Consider the following 14,544-nt stretch of genomic DNA (forward strand, 5'->3'; position numbering starts at 1 on the left):
ATGAAAACAGTTAAGATTAAGGGGATGTCCTGTCAGCACTGTGTGATGGCCGTGACGAAGGCATTGAGCGGCCTGGCAGGCGTCAAGGATGTGCAGGTGGACCTGAAAAAAGGGGAGGCGACCTTCGCCGAGGAGAAAACGGTAGGAATGCAGGCGATTACAGATGCAATCGCCAAGGCGGGGTTCGAAGTTGGCTGAGGAAAATGGGGCGGTAAAGCAGACGACAACCATTTCCGTGGGGGGGATGACCTGTGCGGCGTGCGTGCGCCGGGTGGAGATGGCCATCAAAGCCCTGCCCGGTGTGAGCGAGGCGGCGGTGAATCTGGCCACGGCCGGGGCAACGGTACAGCACACTGCGGAATGGGCCGGGATCCATGCCTTGAAGCAGGTTATTGTAGACCAGGGATATGAATATCTGGGTGTTGCGGGTGAGACGGGCGGGGATCCGGTCGGTGAAGCCCGGGACCGGGAGCTTCGGGAGCTAAAGGCAAAATTTACTCTGGGCGCTTGCTTGAGCATCGTCATTTTCTTTGGTTCCATGCAGCACTGGTTTCCGTTCCTGGCTTTCATCCCGCGTCGCCTCATGCTTTTTATCCTGTTCTTCCTGACCACGCCGGTGGTTTTTTGGGTGGGAGCCCGTTTTTATGTCGGCGCCATTAAAGCGGCCCGGCAAAAAACTGCCGATATGAACACCCTGGTGGCCGTAGGCGTCCTGGCGGCCTATCTTTATTCGGTATTGGCCACCTTCGCCCCGGCTTTTTTTGCGGTGGCCGACATGATGCCGCACGTTTATTACGACGGGGCGGCGACGATCGTCACCCTGATCCTGCTCGGCCGACTCCTGGAAGCCAAGGCCAAGGGAAGGACATCGCTCGCCATCAAGAAATTGATCGGCCTGAAGCCGCGGACGGCCCGGGTGGTCCGCGAGGGTAGGGAAGAGGATATCCTGCTGGAAGAAGTGATGGCCGGAGATGTGGTCATCGTTCGGCCGGGGGAAAAGATTCCCACAGATGGAGAGGTGCTCACGGGCGCCTCCACGGTGGATGAGGCGATGTTGACGGGTGAGAGCATGCCGGTTGCCAAGGAGCCCGGTCAGCAGGTCTTCGCGGCCACGATCAATAAAAGCGGCAGTTTTACCTTCCGGACGACCAAGATCGGAGCGGATACCGTTCTGGCCCACATCATTCGCCTTGTGGAAGAAGCCCAGGGCTCCAAGGCCCCGATCCAAAGGCTGGCGGATAGGGTGGCATCTATTTTTGTGCCCGTGGTGATGCTGATTGCCATAGCGACTTTTCTGGTCTGGTATTTTCTGGTTCCCGACCATGTTTTCAGCCGCGCCCTGTTAAATTTTGTCTCCGTACTCGTTATTGCCTGCCCCTGCGCCCTGGGATTGGCCACTCCGACTGCCGTTATGGTGGGCACCGGTCTCGGAGCGGAGAAGGGCATTCTGATCAAGGGCGGGGAAACACTGGAGAGGGCTGGCAAGCTCGGTATGGTTGTGTTCGATAAGACGGGCACCCTGACCAAGGGGGAACCGGAAGTAACGGATATCATCGTCGCCGCAGGGGCTACGGAGGAAAGGGTTCTGCAGACGGCCATGTCTCTGGAAGCAGTCTCTGAGCATCCTCTGGCGGCGGCCATTGTGGCCAGAGGGAAGCAGGATGGCATCACGCCGATAGCGGTGGAGCAATTTGAGGCGCGACCTGGATTCGGTGTTCAGGCTCTCCTTGCCGGGCAGGCAATTCTGCTGGGAAATCTCAGGTTTATGGAACAGAATCGCGTTACGCTCGACGGACTGGAAGCCAAGGCAGAAGAACTATCCCACGCGGGTAAAAGCTGCGTTTTCATTGCGGAAGATAAAAGAGTAATGGGGCTCATCGGTATTTCTGACCAGCCAAAACCATCGGCGGCGGCGGCGGTTAGGGCCCTGAAGAAAATGGGCCTGCAGGTAGCGATGATTACGGGTGATAACGCCCGGACTGCTCAAGCCGTGGCGCAAGCAGTGGGCATTGATCAGGTTTTGGCCGAAGTGTTGCCCCAGGATAAGGCAAACGAAATCAAGCGGTTGCAGAAGGAAGGCCAGATGGTGGCTATGGTAGGGGACGGCATCAACGATGCGCCGGCCCTCGCGGCGGCGGACATCGGGATTGCCTTGGGCGCCGGCACTGATGTGGCCATTGAGACGGGCGATATTACGCTCATGAATAACGATTTGCGGTCCGTCGCGATGGCGATCAGCCTTTCCACAACGACCATGAAGATCATAAGGCAGAACCTCTTCTGGGCCTTTATCTACAATGCCATCGGCATTCCCATTGCCGCCGGAATACTGTATCCTTTCGGAGGGATACTCCTCAATCCGGAGTTTGCCGCCGCCGCGATGGCCTTAAGTTCCGTTTCCGTCGTCAGCAATTCGCTGCGCCTCCGCAGGGCATGGCAGCCGGTGATGTGATTATTCGCATACTTATTTCCCTTAATATCCCTTGACAAGCAAAAACGGCCCCCCTATACTTCCGCCACGAAAAAGGAAGTTCTTATCAATTGATCAACGACCTCCTGAAGAAGATGCTGGCGGGGTAAGCTCCTTAAAGAATAGAAAAATTGAATCTACCCGTGGTGAGATCATGAGCACCGAAGCTGACGCCAGGATGGTGATCGACAAACTGCTGGAGACGGCAGGGTGGCGGATCACAAACAAGGCCCAGGTCTCGACCGAAGAGCCATCCGCAGATGGACGGGCGGATTATCTGTTGAAGGATTCCCGCACCCGGCCCCTCGCCGTCATCGAGGCCAAGCGTTTTGCCATCGATCCCTATTCAGCGAAGGATCAAGCCCGCGAGTACGCACAATCTCTCGGCGCTCATTTCGTCATTCTCAGCAACGGCGAGGAACATTATTTTTGGGATTATGAGGACGGGGATGCCAGGCCCATCATGGGGATGCCGTCCCAGGCGGACATGGAGCGCCGGGCCAACATCAAGGTGCACCGCCGTGGTTCCCTCGAGGAATCATTGCGCATCATCCCTTTCCCAGAAAAGTTTTTCTTCAAAGGGGAAGAGGTCAAAACCCGTCCTTATCAGCTAAAATGCTTGACAAAGGCAGATGAAGCGCTTGTTAGCAACCGTCGAAGGATGCTTTTCGAGATGGCGACCGGAACCGGAAAGACGCTGACCATCGCCATGCTGATAAAGCGGTGGTTTCAGGCGGCGGTCGTCTCACGGGTCCTGTTTCTTGCGGACCGGATCGAACTCGCCAAACAGGCCAAGGAAACCTTTGACGATTATCTCCGCGACTGGCCGGCAGTTGTACTCTACGGCGGGAAACACAGTCTTGAAGGTCAGATCGTCGTCGGAACCCTCGACACGATCGCCGGTCAGCTCGGTCCCAATGGCTTCGGCCATGCCTACTTCGATCTGGTCGTCACCGATGAATGTCACCGTTCCATTTACAATACCCACCGCGCCACCCTCGGCCACTTCGATGCGATCCATATCGGCTTGACCGCCACGCCCAACCCTGGGGAACTCCAATGGATCAGCGAACATGAAAAGCGCCTGGTCCGGAATACCTATATCTTTTTCGACTGCTGGGACGCGGCGAAAAAAGAGGGGCGCCCCACTTTCGAATACGGCATCCAGACGGCGATTCAGGAGAATCACTTAGCCCGGTACAGCATTTACCACGCCGAGAGCGTTCTGACTTACGAAGGCGCCCAATGGGAAGAAGAGGAGATCAAACCCGGGGCTTGGGGGAGAGAGGTCGAGTCCGAAGATCGGCTTAGGACGATCATTCAGGAATACTACTCGGCGGATGCCGAGCGATCGAAAGCCCGTTCCAGAAAGACGATCGTTTTTGCCGTTTCCGACAAACAGGCCGATGTCCTCGTCCGCCTCTTCAACCGCTTGCTGACAGATGAAGACTGCCTGCGAATCGCCAGTCAGTTGAACCGTTCCCCATCACAGGTACGGCAGGATTATGCAAAGAAGATCACCTGTTATGCAAACAATGGCAACCCCAAACCGATCATCGACCAGTTCAAATACGATCCGTTGCCTGTAGTCGCCGTTTCGGTCGATATGCTGGATACGGGATATGACCACAAAGAGGTGGAAAATCTCGTCATGCTGAGGCCAACCCTCTCTGCCATCAAATACGTCCAGATGCGCGGTCGCGGCAGTCGCCTCTGTCCCCGCATTGGCAAGACGGAGTTCGTCATCTACGATTTTGTCGGCAACACAAAGCGTTTCAACGATCCGGGTGAGGCCTATCACAAGCCGAAAATCGTCGGGACAGCGCCCGGAGCTAAACCTCTCGCGGCTGAAGAGGAAAATGACGGATGTGGAACGGCAGAGGCATTGGGAAAAACACCCTATCCGGCAGCAGCGCGTTCCGGCTTTTTGGTCATTCAGGAAGGGTCTCTCGATGACGAGATCCGCGCCCGCGAGATCATTCTGGTTGGTCCGGAGGGGCTTGCCATCGACCGCAAGACCTATCGCGAAAAATGGGAAGAAAAAGTCATCGAACTCAGGAAGAGCGATCCCGCGGTGGAAAAGATCTTTCGTGGCGAGGTGTTGACCGATCAGGAATGGGAAGAACTTGCCCGGCGTCTCAATTCGCCGGAATACTACTTCAACGAGCCGTCGCTGCGCCGGGCTTTTGAACAGCCCTCCGGTTCGCTTTCAGATTTTATCCGCGTGTCGCTGGGCCAGGGTCGGTTCCTGACCAGGGAGGAGCGCATCGAAAAGGCGTTCAACACCTGGGTGGCCGAACACTCCAGCAGCATCGACGCCGCAAAAGCGCAAATGCTCCGCCTCCTCAGGGCGCGGGTCAGCGCCGGCGAAGAGATCACCATGCGCCTCTTCAGCCAACCGCCGTTCGCGTTATGGGGCGGGCTCACCCGGATGGAACAGCTCTTCGGCAAGGACCAATTGCTTCAGATGGTAGATGAATTGAACGAACTGCTCGCGGCATAAACAAGAAAGAAGAAACGATCGCATGGACAGCGCCCAAATACAGAACACGCTCAAGGCCCTCTGCAAGGTGATGTGGGACAACAACGTCACCAACCCCATCACCTACGTGACACAGATCTCCTATCTCCTCTTTCTCAAGATGATCGAGGAGATGGATCATGAACAGAAGGAGGCTGGAAACGGCAACCATCGCTCCCTGTTCGGCAGATATGAAAGCGAAGGCGAGGAGTTGGACTTTGATTCTCTGCGCTGGAGCGTTCTGGCGTCGGATCCCGACAACGAACGCATGTTGCGCACCCTGCGCGACACCCTACCGCTGTTGGCCCGCCACCCTAAACTTTCCCTGGGGGCCCGAGCCGTTTTCCGCAACGCCGCGGTCGTGATCCCTTCCGGTGCGGCCCTGCGTCGGGCGGTGGACATCATCGCCCCCATCTCCTTCCTCGGCATCGACGCCGACGTGAAGGGGGATCTGTTTGAATATCTCGCCAGCGAGTTGGGCGGTCAGAAGAAGGCGGCCCAGTTCCGGACGCCCCGCCACCTGATCCGTGTGATTGTCCAGATGGTTGATCCCCGGATCGGCCAAACGATCTGCGATCCGGCCTGCGGGAGCGATGGCTTTCCCATTGCCGCCTATGAGCATATCCTTCTGGCCAACACCGGTCCGGAATTCATCCGTGAAAAGATCGGCCCCGACGGCCTGCCGCGCCGGATCGGCATCGGCGACCGATTGAGCCGCGCCCAGTGGGATTTTCTGCAGAAGGGGACGTTTCACAGCTTCGACGGCGACCAGGACATCCTCCGTATGGCCGCCATGAACGCCGTGCTCCACGGATTCGACGAGTCGCCCATCGTCCAGCGGGATTCCATTTGCGGCAGCGAGGACAAATGGGACGAAATCCAGTTTGACTGCATCCTGGAGAACCCGCCCTTCTCCGGTTCGCGCGGCGACGCCAAAAGGTCGCTTCGCATCGAAAAAGGCGACAAATACGTCCTGTTCCTCGCCCACGCCCTGCGGAGCCTGCGGCAGGGCGGCACGGCGGGGATCATCTTTCCCAACGGTATCCTCTTCGGCAACACGGGCAGCCATCTGACCGTCAAGGAGCGGCTGCTCAAGGAGTTCGATCTCCAGGCATTGGTTGTTCTTCCCAAGGGGATGTTCGAACCCTACACCCCCAACCCCACCTGTTTCATGATCTTCAGGAACACCGGCCGCCCAACCCAGAACGTCTGGTTCTTCAAGGTGGACGGAGACGGTTCGTCCCTGTCCAGGGCGCGGAAATTCGGCCCCCAGTACCGAAACGATTTTCTGGATCTGCTCCGAATGTGGCCCGGACGCGAGACTGAGGAGGGACGTGCTTGGCTGGTGCCAGCTCAGAAGATCATTGACAACGGCTTTAAAATGACACTAACAGACTTAGGCCTGATCGAGACTGAAACAGTTGAGCATCTCGAACCCGAGGAGATCCTCTCTTCTGTTGTTGCCAAGGAAGAAAGCATCATGCAATTGGTTCAGGAAATGCGCGATTGTCTGGAAGGCATGAGCGATGGTGGTTATACTCAAGATTGGCTAAGCGAACCTTTTGCTGAGGCGGTAAATCGTTTTCAAACCAGAGGCAGGAAGTTAAAAACAGCAGAATATCAGGATTCAGGGATTCTCCCTATTGTTGATCAGGGACAGACAATAATCGTCGGTTATACTGACAATATTGGATGCAAATTTCAGGGACCATACCCAGTAGTCGTCTTTGGTGACCATACAAAGAATGTCAAATTTATCGACTTTGAATTCGCTGTTGGCGCAGATGGAGTAGTTTTGCTGCGTCCACGAAATGAAAGTAAATTAGACATCAGATATCTCTACTATTGGCTCAAGTTCATACCGTTGCATAACCTTGGATATAGTAGACATTTCAAACTGCTCAAAGAGGAAGAAATAGCATTCCCCGCAAATTTAGGCGAACAACGCCGAATTGTAGAGAGGATCGAAAAATTGATCTTCCGAGCTGATGAAGTTCGTCATTTAAGAATCCAAACAGAGGAACAAATAGATAAGCAATTCAAAGCGGCCCTTCTGGCCAAAGCCTTCCGGGGGGAACTGTAGCCGTGGCCAAGGTGGTCCAGATCCCGACAATCAACGATTTGCCGGCCGATTTCGAGAGGGTCTTTTCCATTTGGAACCAGGCGAACGACTATTTCGAGGAGGTGCGTTTCGATTTTTCCCGTTGTCATTTCCTCCGCCCGAATGCCGTGGCGTTTCTCGGCGGATTGGCCCGGTTGATTGCATCTCGCCAGGGAACCGCGATCTTCGACTGGGATACCCTGCGCGACAGTGCGATCAAGATGAATCTACGCCAGAACGGCTTTGCCGAAATGTTCGGTCAACCATATTCCGGGTGGACAGGCCATTCCATCCCATATCGTGAGGACAGGTTCCAGGACGTCAACGCGATCATGGACTATCTGACCGATTATTGGCTTGGACGCGGCTGGGTGCAGGTGAGCCCGCGCTTGCGGGACGCCATTGTCGGCCGCATGTGGGAAATCTACAACAACGCCTTTGAACACAGCGGATCGGAGATCGGCGTTTTCTCCTGCGGCCAGCATTTTCCACAGCAAAACGAGCTGTGTCTGTCCGTCGTGGATTTCGGGCAGGGAATCCCGGCCAAGGTCCGCAATTACCTGAGCAGCGATTCTCGCGCCGGACAATTGACGGCCGCCGGTTGCCTGCGATGGGCTTTTCAGCGGGGGAACAGCACTGCCAAGGCGGATTTCGCACGCGGGCTCGGTCTGGACCTTCTCAAGGAGTTCATACGCCTGAATCAGGGAAAACTGGAGGTTTACAGCAACGAAGGATATGTGGTAATTGATCAAAACGGCGAACGTTTTGAGAATAGGCCTGTTTCCTTTGAAGGGACCGTTTTTCACATTACATTGAGATGCGATGAGGCCCTTTATCGCTTTGCGGATGAAGCGGATGCCGAGCCGCCGTTTTGAAAAGGAGAACCGACGATGAAAATGACTATTAAAGAGATGATCGGCCCGCGTTGTATCATCCGGGAAGACGGTCAGAAGGTTTATGACTCAATCTATCCCCTTCTGCAAAGAGGTGAGACCGTGACGCTTGATTTTACGGAGGTGTCGCAGTTTGCATCGCCTTTTTTCAATTTTGCTATCGGTCAGTTATTGAAGGATATCAGTGAAGAGGACCTGCGCAGACTGCTGCAGATTGAAAATCTCGATCCGACCGGAAAGCTGGTGGTCGAGCGGGTCATAGACAACGCCGGACGGTATCACGCCAATGTGGATTATCGAAACATCGTGGATTCCATTCTCCAGCAACAGGCCCAGGAGTCGGCATAATGGCAATCAGCTATGCCATCCAGGCGGCGGTGGTGGACATCAAAGCAGATTCTCCGAACTCAAAGGACGTCTTCTTCGTTGACACGAATGTCTGGTATTGGATGACCTATCCGAACGCCGCCACTGGCGCATTTCCGGGCCAGTTGTCAGATTATCCGGCCTTCGTCAATCGCGTGTTGGCCGCGGGAGCGAAGATTTGCCACTCGGGCCTTTCCCTGGCTGAACTATCTCACCTGATTGAAAAAACGGGGCGCGAAATCTATATTAAAACGACTGGTGATATCAAAACCAAGGAATACCGGCACAATCTGCCCGGCGAGCGTTCCCGTGTGGCATCTGATGTGGAGGCTGCATGGGGGCAGGTGAAATCCCTCTCTTCACCTCTTGTCTTGACCGTGGACGAGAAGACAACGGATGCCTCTCTGGATCGTTTTCGGACAGAGAAGCTGGACGGCTATGATCTTTTCATTCTTGAAACCATGAAGAATAATGGTTTGGTCAAGATCATCACCGATGACGGAGATTTCGCGACGGTTTCCGGGATAGAGGTATTTACCGCAAATCGGAATATTCTGCTTGCGGCCCGTGCGCAAGACAAACTATTGATGAGAATCAACAATGCCCCGTGATGAAGGAATGAATAATTTGATTAGGACAATCTTCTGGCAGGACGATGCCGTCGTGATGATCAATTAGCGGGCGCTGCCGATTGTGGAGCGGCATGTCACCTGCAACGATTACCGTGAGGTCATCGCTGGGGGAATTCCGGGGAAAGTACACTTAATTATTTACATAGGAAGCTAAAAACTTATAATGATTATACATGGCAAGAATAGCAAGAATAGTAGCTCCGCTGATGCCGCATCATATTACACAAAGAGGCAATAGACGGCAGGATACATTATTAGTGTCTCCTTTTGTCTAAAGAATATCCTCAATCCCGTTGCGCTGGATCATATTCAGAAGTTCCCATTGTCGCGTTGGTCACGTTTTTCAGGGCCGCTATCGGGCGATTATGGTGGAAAAGGATGCCTACCTGCTGGAGTTGATGAGATATGTAGTGACCCCTGCGTCCTATGCTGCGGTCTTCATCGCCCGGTAGGGTTGGATCTATGAAATTTCTAATCTCTTCCTGACCCTTCTTTCCAGAAGCCGAAGAGGTCATAGGCGTTCTGGAAACCAATCAGTTGCATAATATCCGGGTCATTGATGAGCCGGCTGATCGCATCGAAATTACTCCTTATCCCCGGGACCCCGGGGAAATCGGAACCGAAAAGGAATTTTTCCGGAAACCGCTTAAATTTTGGAAAGTACTGCAGAAGATTCTGGGGCGGCAGTCCTGAGACATCAATATAGACATTTCTGAACGTCCGGGCAAGATATTCCGCGATCTCATACCAGAATCCTCGACCGCCATGACAAAGCACTACTTTGAGATCGGGAAAATCGCTGATGATGTCGTCAAAGGTGTAGGGATCGGCATACCTCATCTTGGCGCCTTTGAAGACGCTTGTCCCGGCATGGAATAAAACAGGCAGTCCGGCCTGGGCGCATTGTTCATAGATGGGGTAGAGGCGGCGGTCATTGGCGAAAAACATCCCGTGGACCGAATGTATCTTGAGCCCGCGCGCCCCCCCGGCCAGTTGTTCGGCAAAAGCTCCGGACAGATCTTCCTGGTAATGGGGATTCAGATTGGCGATGGGGATAAGCTCCGGGTGGAAGGCATTAATTTCAGCCGCCCGCTCGAAGGGCATGACGCCGGCGGTTCCCGGCGAGTATTCCGGGATAAGAATGCCGCCCACGACGCCCTCGTCCTTGATAACGTCGCCATAGGGTTCAGGCAGTTGGCGCCCGTCACCGTCAAAGAGACTGGGCACATAAGGCCCCGTGTCCATCCAGAGGGCCTTGGCCTTGTCAGTCCATTCAAATCTGTGACCTACATGGATGTGGATGTCAATTATCTTTTCCATTTTCTGCCTCAAGACTTATTCGCCAACCGGGGCATATAAAATACGACTCTCATTTTTTATCTCGCAGATGTCCCCGGTGCTGACCAGTTCGACCAGATGCACGTAAGTCTCGTGGAGCGCCAGAAATTGATCAAATTCCGGCAGGGAGCTGCCAAAAATATCCTGCGAAACCTGGAAGGTAGTCTTCGGCCCCGTCTTTACTGATTTTAAGGCCAATTCTTTCCGGATCTCATGGTGGTCAAAAAGCTCGCTGATCCTGGCCTGCAAATTGGCAAAAGGTCTGCCATGGGCAGGATAGACTCTGGTTGCGGGAAACTCTCGAAGCAGTTCGAGAGATGCCAAAAAGCTGCTCAAGGGTTTAAAATCAGGTGCAAAGACATCAGGGCTAAGGTTGGGGGTAATTTCCGGCAGGACATGATCACCAGCAAGCAGAACCTGTTCCTGTGGAAAATAAAATGACACGTGATCACGGGTGTGTCCCGGTGTTGGTATGGCCTGAAATTCCCATTTGCCGAAACTCTGGAGTTCATGAGGCTGCAAGTAGCGATCAATGTGAAAAGGACCGGCAATCTCCTCCCGGGTACTTAAAAGCAGGTTTAAGATGCCTTTGGTGGCGTCCTGGGGAAGGCCATGCCTGATGCAGAGATCTTTGACAAGCTGAATCTCCCTATCACTCCGGATAGTAAAGGGCTGACTTAACTCGGACATATGGATTTCCGCACCCGACATTTTCTTGATCCGGCCGGCCATGCCGCAATGATCAAAATGGTGGTGCGTGATAAAAACCTGAACGATATCCTGTACCTTTTTCCCGATTCTCCGCAGGGCGGTCTCGAGAGTCAACAAATTTTCCGGCGTATCCAGACCTGTGTCGAACAAGGCCGCCTGGTCACCATGACACAGGAGAAAAACATGCACATGCTGTAGCCGAAAGGGCATGGGCAGTGTAATCATGTAAAAATCATTCACAATTTCTTCTATCAAGGTTCAGAATCATCCTCTCGCAAGCAACCCTTTTAAATCCGTCCGCAGTCTTATTCCATTTACATGCCTCTTTGTCCAGTAGAATCGGAATTGGGGAACACGCACCAAACATAAAACCTTGACAATTAATAGACCTTCAATTAGTTTGTGCGGCACATATTTAAATTGATGCGACGAAGCAAACGTCGTTACGAGAGGGGGGAGGAACATGATCGGCGTACTCATAACAGCCCATGGCAACCTGGGAGGTGAATTATTAAAAGCTGTTGAATTGATAAAAGGAAATATTAAAGGCGTTCTCCAGTTGTCTATGGATCAGACAAAGGGAGTGGAGGAGTTAAAGAAGGAAATCGGAAGCGCGATTAAAAAACTGGATCAGGGGCAAGGCGTACTGATTTTGACCGATCTTTTCGGCGGGACACCGTCCAATATCGCCCTTTCCTTCCTGAAACCGGGCAAAGTGGAGGTGGTAACGGGAGTCAACCTCCCCATGTTGCTGAAGCTCTCGGAGATGCGGGAGGGCGCCACTCTGCATGATTATGCCGTCCATGTCAGAGATTACGGCATGAAGAACATCTATCTGGCCAGTGAGATATTAAATAAGAAGTTGGCGGTTTAAAGTTATTGATATCTATGGACATAACGCTTGTCAGAGTAGATAATCGGCTGATTCACGGTCAGATTTTAGAAGCCTGGCTGCCCTTCACCCAAGCCTCCTGCATTATGGTTGTTAATGATGAGGTGGCCGACGATTTTTTCCGGGAAACAGTCATCAGGATGGCGGTCCCGCGGGATATAGAAGTAATTATCAGCGGGGTGCAGGACTTTGCCCGGGATTTCACTTACGCCACCGGGCAGGGCAAGAAAGCCATCGTGCTCTTCTCTACCATTGCCGATGCCTGTAAAGCCTTTAGCGCCGGGTTCAAATTTAAAAAGCTCAACCTGGGCAATGTCCATCATGAGCATGGCGAGGGAGAGGGAGTCCGCTGTTCATCATGTATATTCCTTGATAACAATGATATGCAATGCGTCCTGAACCTGATGGATGCTGACGGTGTTCGGGTGGAACTGCAGCGGGTACCTCAGGAGGAGCCGGTGGATGCGCGGGACATTATGCCCAAGTCGTTATGTCTGAAATGCAGGTAATTCTCCATGGCGATAAAAATTATCCTTCTTTCCCTGTTGGGAGGCATCCTGTCGCTGGACAGGGCAGGGGCGCAATTCATGATCTCCCGTCCCATAGTTGCCGCCCCTCTGGCCGGATTCATGCTCGGCGATCCCTACACGGGGTTGCAGGCCGGGGCCTTGCTCGAGCTTTTCTGGATTGACAGGTTGCCTATCGGTACCATTGTCCCACCCAATGATTTTCTGGTCGCCTTCCTGGTGGCTTCTGCTTCTATCCTGGCCGGTCAGAATTTAGGCCATGTCTCACGGGAACTGATCGCCTTTTCCGTGCTCCTGTTCATCCCCTGCGGCTATGCGGCCCAACGTGTGGATAGTTTTATCGTCAAATCCAATGACGCCCTCTATGACGGCGCCCTGCAGGATGCAAAGCGGGCCGATATAGGGGGGATCTTTCGCAAACACCTGTCAGGTTTGGCGAAGCATTTTTTGGCCTATTTAGCTTTAATCATGGTTTCCCTCTTCTGCGGCGTAAACTTGCTTTTGTATATCTTTCCTTTGCTGCCGATGGCCGTTGTCAATGCGCTTTCTCTGATCTTTATTGCTCTCCCCCTGCTCGGTGTGGCCGCCGGCTTGAATACGATCAATCTGAAGGGGGCGATACCTGTGTTTTGCGCCATTTTTCTCTCCATCTCCCTGTTATGGGAACTGATTCATGTGTTTTGACGGAAATATCAGACGGTCGAAAAAGAGGCGTCTGTACAGGCAGGAATATGTCAGCATATGATCCGGAGATGCTCGTAACCAGCGCCATGGCGGCGGCAGATGTGAAAGAGGTGCTGGCCATCGAACGGGCGGTTTTTTCTGCGCCCTGGACGGAAAATATGCTTCGCCAGGAACTGTTGCTTCCCCTGGCGCGGAACCTCACGGCACGGATCGGCGGCGAGCTGATTGCCGGTTACCTGAATTTCTGGGTCATTGCCGGTGAAATTAATCTCCACCGTATTGCCGTCCGGAAGGACCAGCAGAGAAAAGGAGTCGCCGCCGAGCTGTTAAGGGCAATGATCGGGCTGGCGCATCAGGAGGGAGCCCGGTATGCCACCCTCGAGGTCCGGTCTGCCAATGAGCCGGCCAGGCGGTTGTATGAGCGCTTCGGTTTTGAGGTGCGGGGCATACGGCCTTTATACTATGATGATACTAAGGAGGATGCCTTGATCATGTGGGCGGACCTTGAGAAAGGGCTGGAGGAGAAGCTGTATGACCGATAATGAACCGACCGTGATGATCGGCCGCGTCATGATGAACAGGGAAGTGGCGCCCGGAATATTCCTGATATCCTTCCGGTTGCCGGATACTTTCCCCACGCCTGCTCCAGGCCAGTTTGTCATGATCAAGGTGGGAGATGGCCATGATCCCCTGTTGCGCAGGCCTTTCAGCATTCACGCCTTCACGCGGCCGGAAGATCATGCCGTCCTGGGAATTCTTTATAAAGTTGCCGGCCGGGGGACCAGGTTGCTTTCGTCCCTGTTGGGCGATGCGGCCGTCAGCATTATGGGGCCGCTGGGTAAGGGATTTACCTTGATACCCGCCAGAAAAAACATCCTTATCGTTGCCGGCGGGATGGGGCTCGCGCCGCTTGCCTTTCTGATTCAGCAATATCTGGATTTGATCCAACGTGATCCAAGCCACGGCGGGGAATGGGGACACCTTTTTTTGCAAGGTGTCCCCAGAATCATCTGTTACATCGGAGCGGCCACGGCGGATTCCTTGGTGGAATTGAAAAAAATAGAGGTTTGCTGCGAGGATGTCAGGATCAGCACCGACGATGGCAGTTGCGGTTACCATGGCAACGTCATTGAACTTTTCCGTCGGGAGCTGGCTTTTTATAATCCCGCTGACGCCGCCATCTATGCCTGCGGGCCGGCGGCCATGTTGAAAGCGCTGGCGAAAATTATTCCGGACGGAGACTTTTTTTGTCAGGTGTCCATGGAGGAACGTATGGCCTGCGGTTTGGGCGCCTGTCTGGGTTGCGCCGTGGCCCGCAAAGATCAGGCCGGGCAAATGACCTATCAAAGGGTATGCAAGGACGGTCCCGTCTTCAACATCCGGGACGTGGGCTGGCAGACCTGACCCCG

General features: G+C 53.9%; 14 protein-coding genes and 2 pseudogenes. 14 read left to right on the forward strand and 2 right to left on the reverse strand.

The annotated features are described in order from the left end of the window. The 9 genes and pseudogenes from NT140_01525 to NT140_01565 all read left to right on the forward strand — a co-directional run bounded on the left by NT140_01525 (nucleotide 1) and on the right by NT140_01565 (nucleotide 9,396). A complete protein-coding gene (locus NT140_01525) occupies nucleotides 1-198 on the forward strand; it encodes a cation transporter (GenBank protein MCX5830571.1) in 198 nt (65 codons plus the stop codon). Then, a complete protein-coding gene (locus NT140_01530) occupies nucleotides 191-2,452 on the forward strand; it encodes a heavy metal translocating P-type ATPase (protein MCX5830572.1) in 2,262 nt (753 codons plus the stop codon). Before NT140_01525 ends, NT140_01530 begins: the two co-directional genes overlap by 8 nt. 172 nt (nucleotides 2,453-2,624) lie before the next feature. Further along, nucleotides 2,625-4,973 (forward strand): DEAD/DEAH box helicase family protein, encoded by a 2,349-nt coding sequence (locus tag NT140_01535; GenBank protein ID MCX5830573.1) that lies wholly within the window; start codon nucleotides 2,625-2,627, stop codon nucleotides 4,971-4,973. Nucleotides 4,974-4,995: 22 nt separating this feature from the next. Then, nucleotides 4,996-7,074 carry an N-6 DNA methylase gene (locus tag NT140_01540; GenBank protein MCX5830574.1) on the forward strand — a complete coding sequence of 693 codons (2,079 nt, stop codon included), beginning with the start codon at nucleotides 4,996-4,998 and terminating at the stop codon, nucleotides 7,072-7,074. 2 nt (nucleotides 7,075-7,076) lie between these two features. After that, on the forward strand, nucleotides 7,077-7,967 hold the full coding sequence (locus tag NT140_01545) for an ATP-binding protein (protein ID MCX5830575.1): 891 nt from the start codon (nucleotides 7,077-7,079) through the stop codon (nucleotides 7,965-7,967). Between the two features lie 15 nt (nucleotides 7,968-7,982). Next, nucleotides 7,983-8,333, forward strand: a complete 351-nt coding sequence (locus tag NT140_01550) for an STAS-like domain-containing protein (protein MCX5830576.1) — start codon at nucleotides 7,983-7,985, stop codon at nucleotides 8,331-8,333. After that, on the forward strand, nucleotides 8,333-8,962 hold the full coding sequence (locus NT140_01555) for a PIN domain-containing protein (protein MCX5830577.1): 630 nt from the start codon (nucleotides 8,333-8,335) through the stop codon (nucleotides 8,960-8,962). The genes NT140_01550 and NT140_01555 overlap by 1 nt, the downstream gene beginning before the upstream one ends. A 194-nt stretch (nucleotides 8,963-9,156) precedes the next feature. Then, nucleotides 9,157-9,234, forward strand: a pseudogene (locus NT140_01560) (transposase). Between the two features lie 69 nt (nucleotides 9,235-9,303). After that, nucleotides 9,304-9,396: pseudogene (locus tag NT140_01565) on the forward strand (addiction module toxin RelE). A gap of 58 nt (nucleotides 9,397-9,454) precedes the next feature. Here NT140_01565 and NT140_01570 read toward each other — a convergent pair. Together NT140_01570 and NT140_01575 are read right to left on the reverse strand one after the other, a co-directional pair. Next, a complete protein-coding gene (locus tag NT140_01570) occupies nucleotides 9,455-10,303 on the reverse strand; it encodes an amidohydrolase family protein (GenBank protein MCX5830578.1) in 849 nt (282 codons plus the stop codon). A 15-nt stretch (nucleotides 10,304-10,318) separates the two neighbouring features. Then, a complete protein-coding gene (locus NT140_01575; protein MCX5830579.1) occupies nucleotides 10,319-11,287 on the reverse strand; it encodes an MBL fold metallo-hydrolase in 969 nt (322 codons plus the stop codon). Nucleotides 11,288-11,495: 208 nt separating this feature from the next. Here NT140_01575 and NT140_01580 point away from each other — a divergent pair, with 208 nt between their 5' ends. From NT140_01580 to NT140_01600, 5 genes are read left to right on the forward strand one after another with little or no spacing between them, the layout of a single operon-like run. Beyond that, nucleotides 11,496-11,906 (forward strand): PTS fructose transporter subunit IIA, encoded by a 411-nt coding sequence (locus NT140_01580; GenBank protein MCX5830580.1) that lies wholly within the window; start codon nucleotides 11,496-11,498, stop codon nucleotides 11,904-11,906. Between the two features lie 14 nt (nucleotides 11,907-11,920). After that, complete coding sequence (locus NT140_01585) at nucleotides 11,921-12,433, forward strand: PTS sugar transporter subunit IIB (protein ID MCX5830581.1); 513 nt, start codon at nucleotides 11,921-11,923, stop codon at nucleotides 12,431-12,433. A 6-nt stretch (nucleotides 12,434-12,439) separates the two neighbouring features. Continuing rightward, nucleotides 12,440-13,135: a PTS sugar transporter subunit IIC gene (locus tag NT140_01590; protein MCX5830582.1), complete on the forward strand. Its 696-nt coding sequence runs from the start codon at nucleotides 12,440-12,442 to the stop codon at nucleotides 13,133-13,135. 47 nt (nucleotides 13,136-13,182) lie between these two features. After that, complete coding sequence (gene rimI / locus NT140_01595; protein ID MCX5830583.1) at nucleotides 13,183-13,677, forward strand: ribosomal protein S18-alanine N-acetyltransferase; 495 nt, start codon at nucleotides 13,183-13,185, stop codon at nucleotides 13,675-13,677. Beyond that, nucleotides 13,667-14,539, forward strand: a complete 873-nt coding sequence (locus NT140_01600) for a dihydroorotate dehydrogenase electron transfer subunit (GenBank protein MCX5830584.1) — start codon at nucleotides 13,667-13,669, stop codon at nucleotides 14,537-14,539. The genes rimI and NT140_01600 overlap by 11 nt, the downstream gene beginning before the upstream one ends. Nucleotides 14,540-14,544: the final 5 nt, after the last annotated feature.

Source organism: Deltaproteobacteria bacterium (assembly GCA_026388415.1).
GTDB lineage: Bacteria > Desulfobacterota > Syntrophia > Syntrophales > JACQWR01 > JAPLJV01.

What these genes read in the sequence shown, in the direction of transcription:
- NT140_01525 (MCX5830571.1), top strand. Translation starts at nt 1, where the DNA reads ATGAAAACAGTTAAGATTAAGGGGATGTCCTGTCAGCACTGTGTGATG.
- NT140_01535 (MCX5830573.1), top strand. Translation starts at nt 2,625, where the DNA reads ATGAGCACCGAAGCTGACGCCAGGATGGTGATCGACAAACTGCTGGAG.
- NT140_01540 (MCX5830574.1), top strand. Translation starts at nt 4,996, where the DNA reads ATGGACAGCGCCCAAATACAGAACACGCTCAAGGCCCTCTGCAAGGTG.
- NT140_01550 (MCX5830576.1), top strand. Translation starts at nt 7,983, where the DNA reads ATGAAAATGACTATTAAAGAGATGATCGGCCCGCGTTGTATCATCCGG.
- NT140_01555 (MCX5830577.1), top strand. Translation starts at nt 8,333, where the DNA reads ATGGCAATCAGCTATGCCATCCAGGCGGCGGTGGTGGACATCAAAGCA.
- NT140_01570 (MCX5830578.1), bottom strand. Translation starts at nt 10,303, where the DNA reads ATGGAAAAGATAATTGACATCCACATCCATGTAGGTCACAGATTTGAA.
- NT140_01580 (MCX5830580.1), top strand. Translation starts at nt 11,496, where the DNA reads ATGATCGGCGTACTCATAACAGCCCATGGCAACCTGGGAGGTGAATTA.
- NT140_01585 (MCX5830581.1), top strand. Translation starts at nt 11,921, where the DNA reads ATGGACATAACGCTTGTCAGAGTAGATAATCGGCTGATTCACGGTCAG.
- NT140_01590 (MCX5830582.1), top strand. Translation starts at nt 12,440, where the DNA reads ATGGCGATAAAAATTATCCTTCTTTCCCTGTTGGGAGGCATCCTGTCG.
- rimI (MCX5830583.1), top strand. Translation starts at nt 13,183, where the DNA reads ATGTCAGCATATGATCCGGAGATGCTCGTAACCAGCGCCATGGCGGCG.
- NT140_01600 (MCX5830584.1), top strand. Translation starts at nt 13,667, where the DNA reads ATGACCGATAATGAACCGACCGTGATGATCGGCCGCGTCATGATGAAC.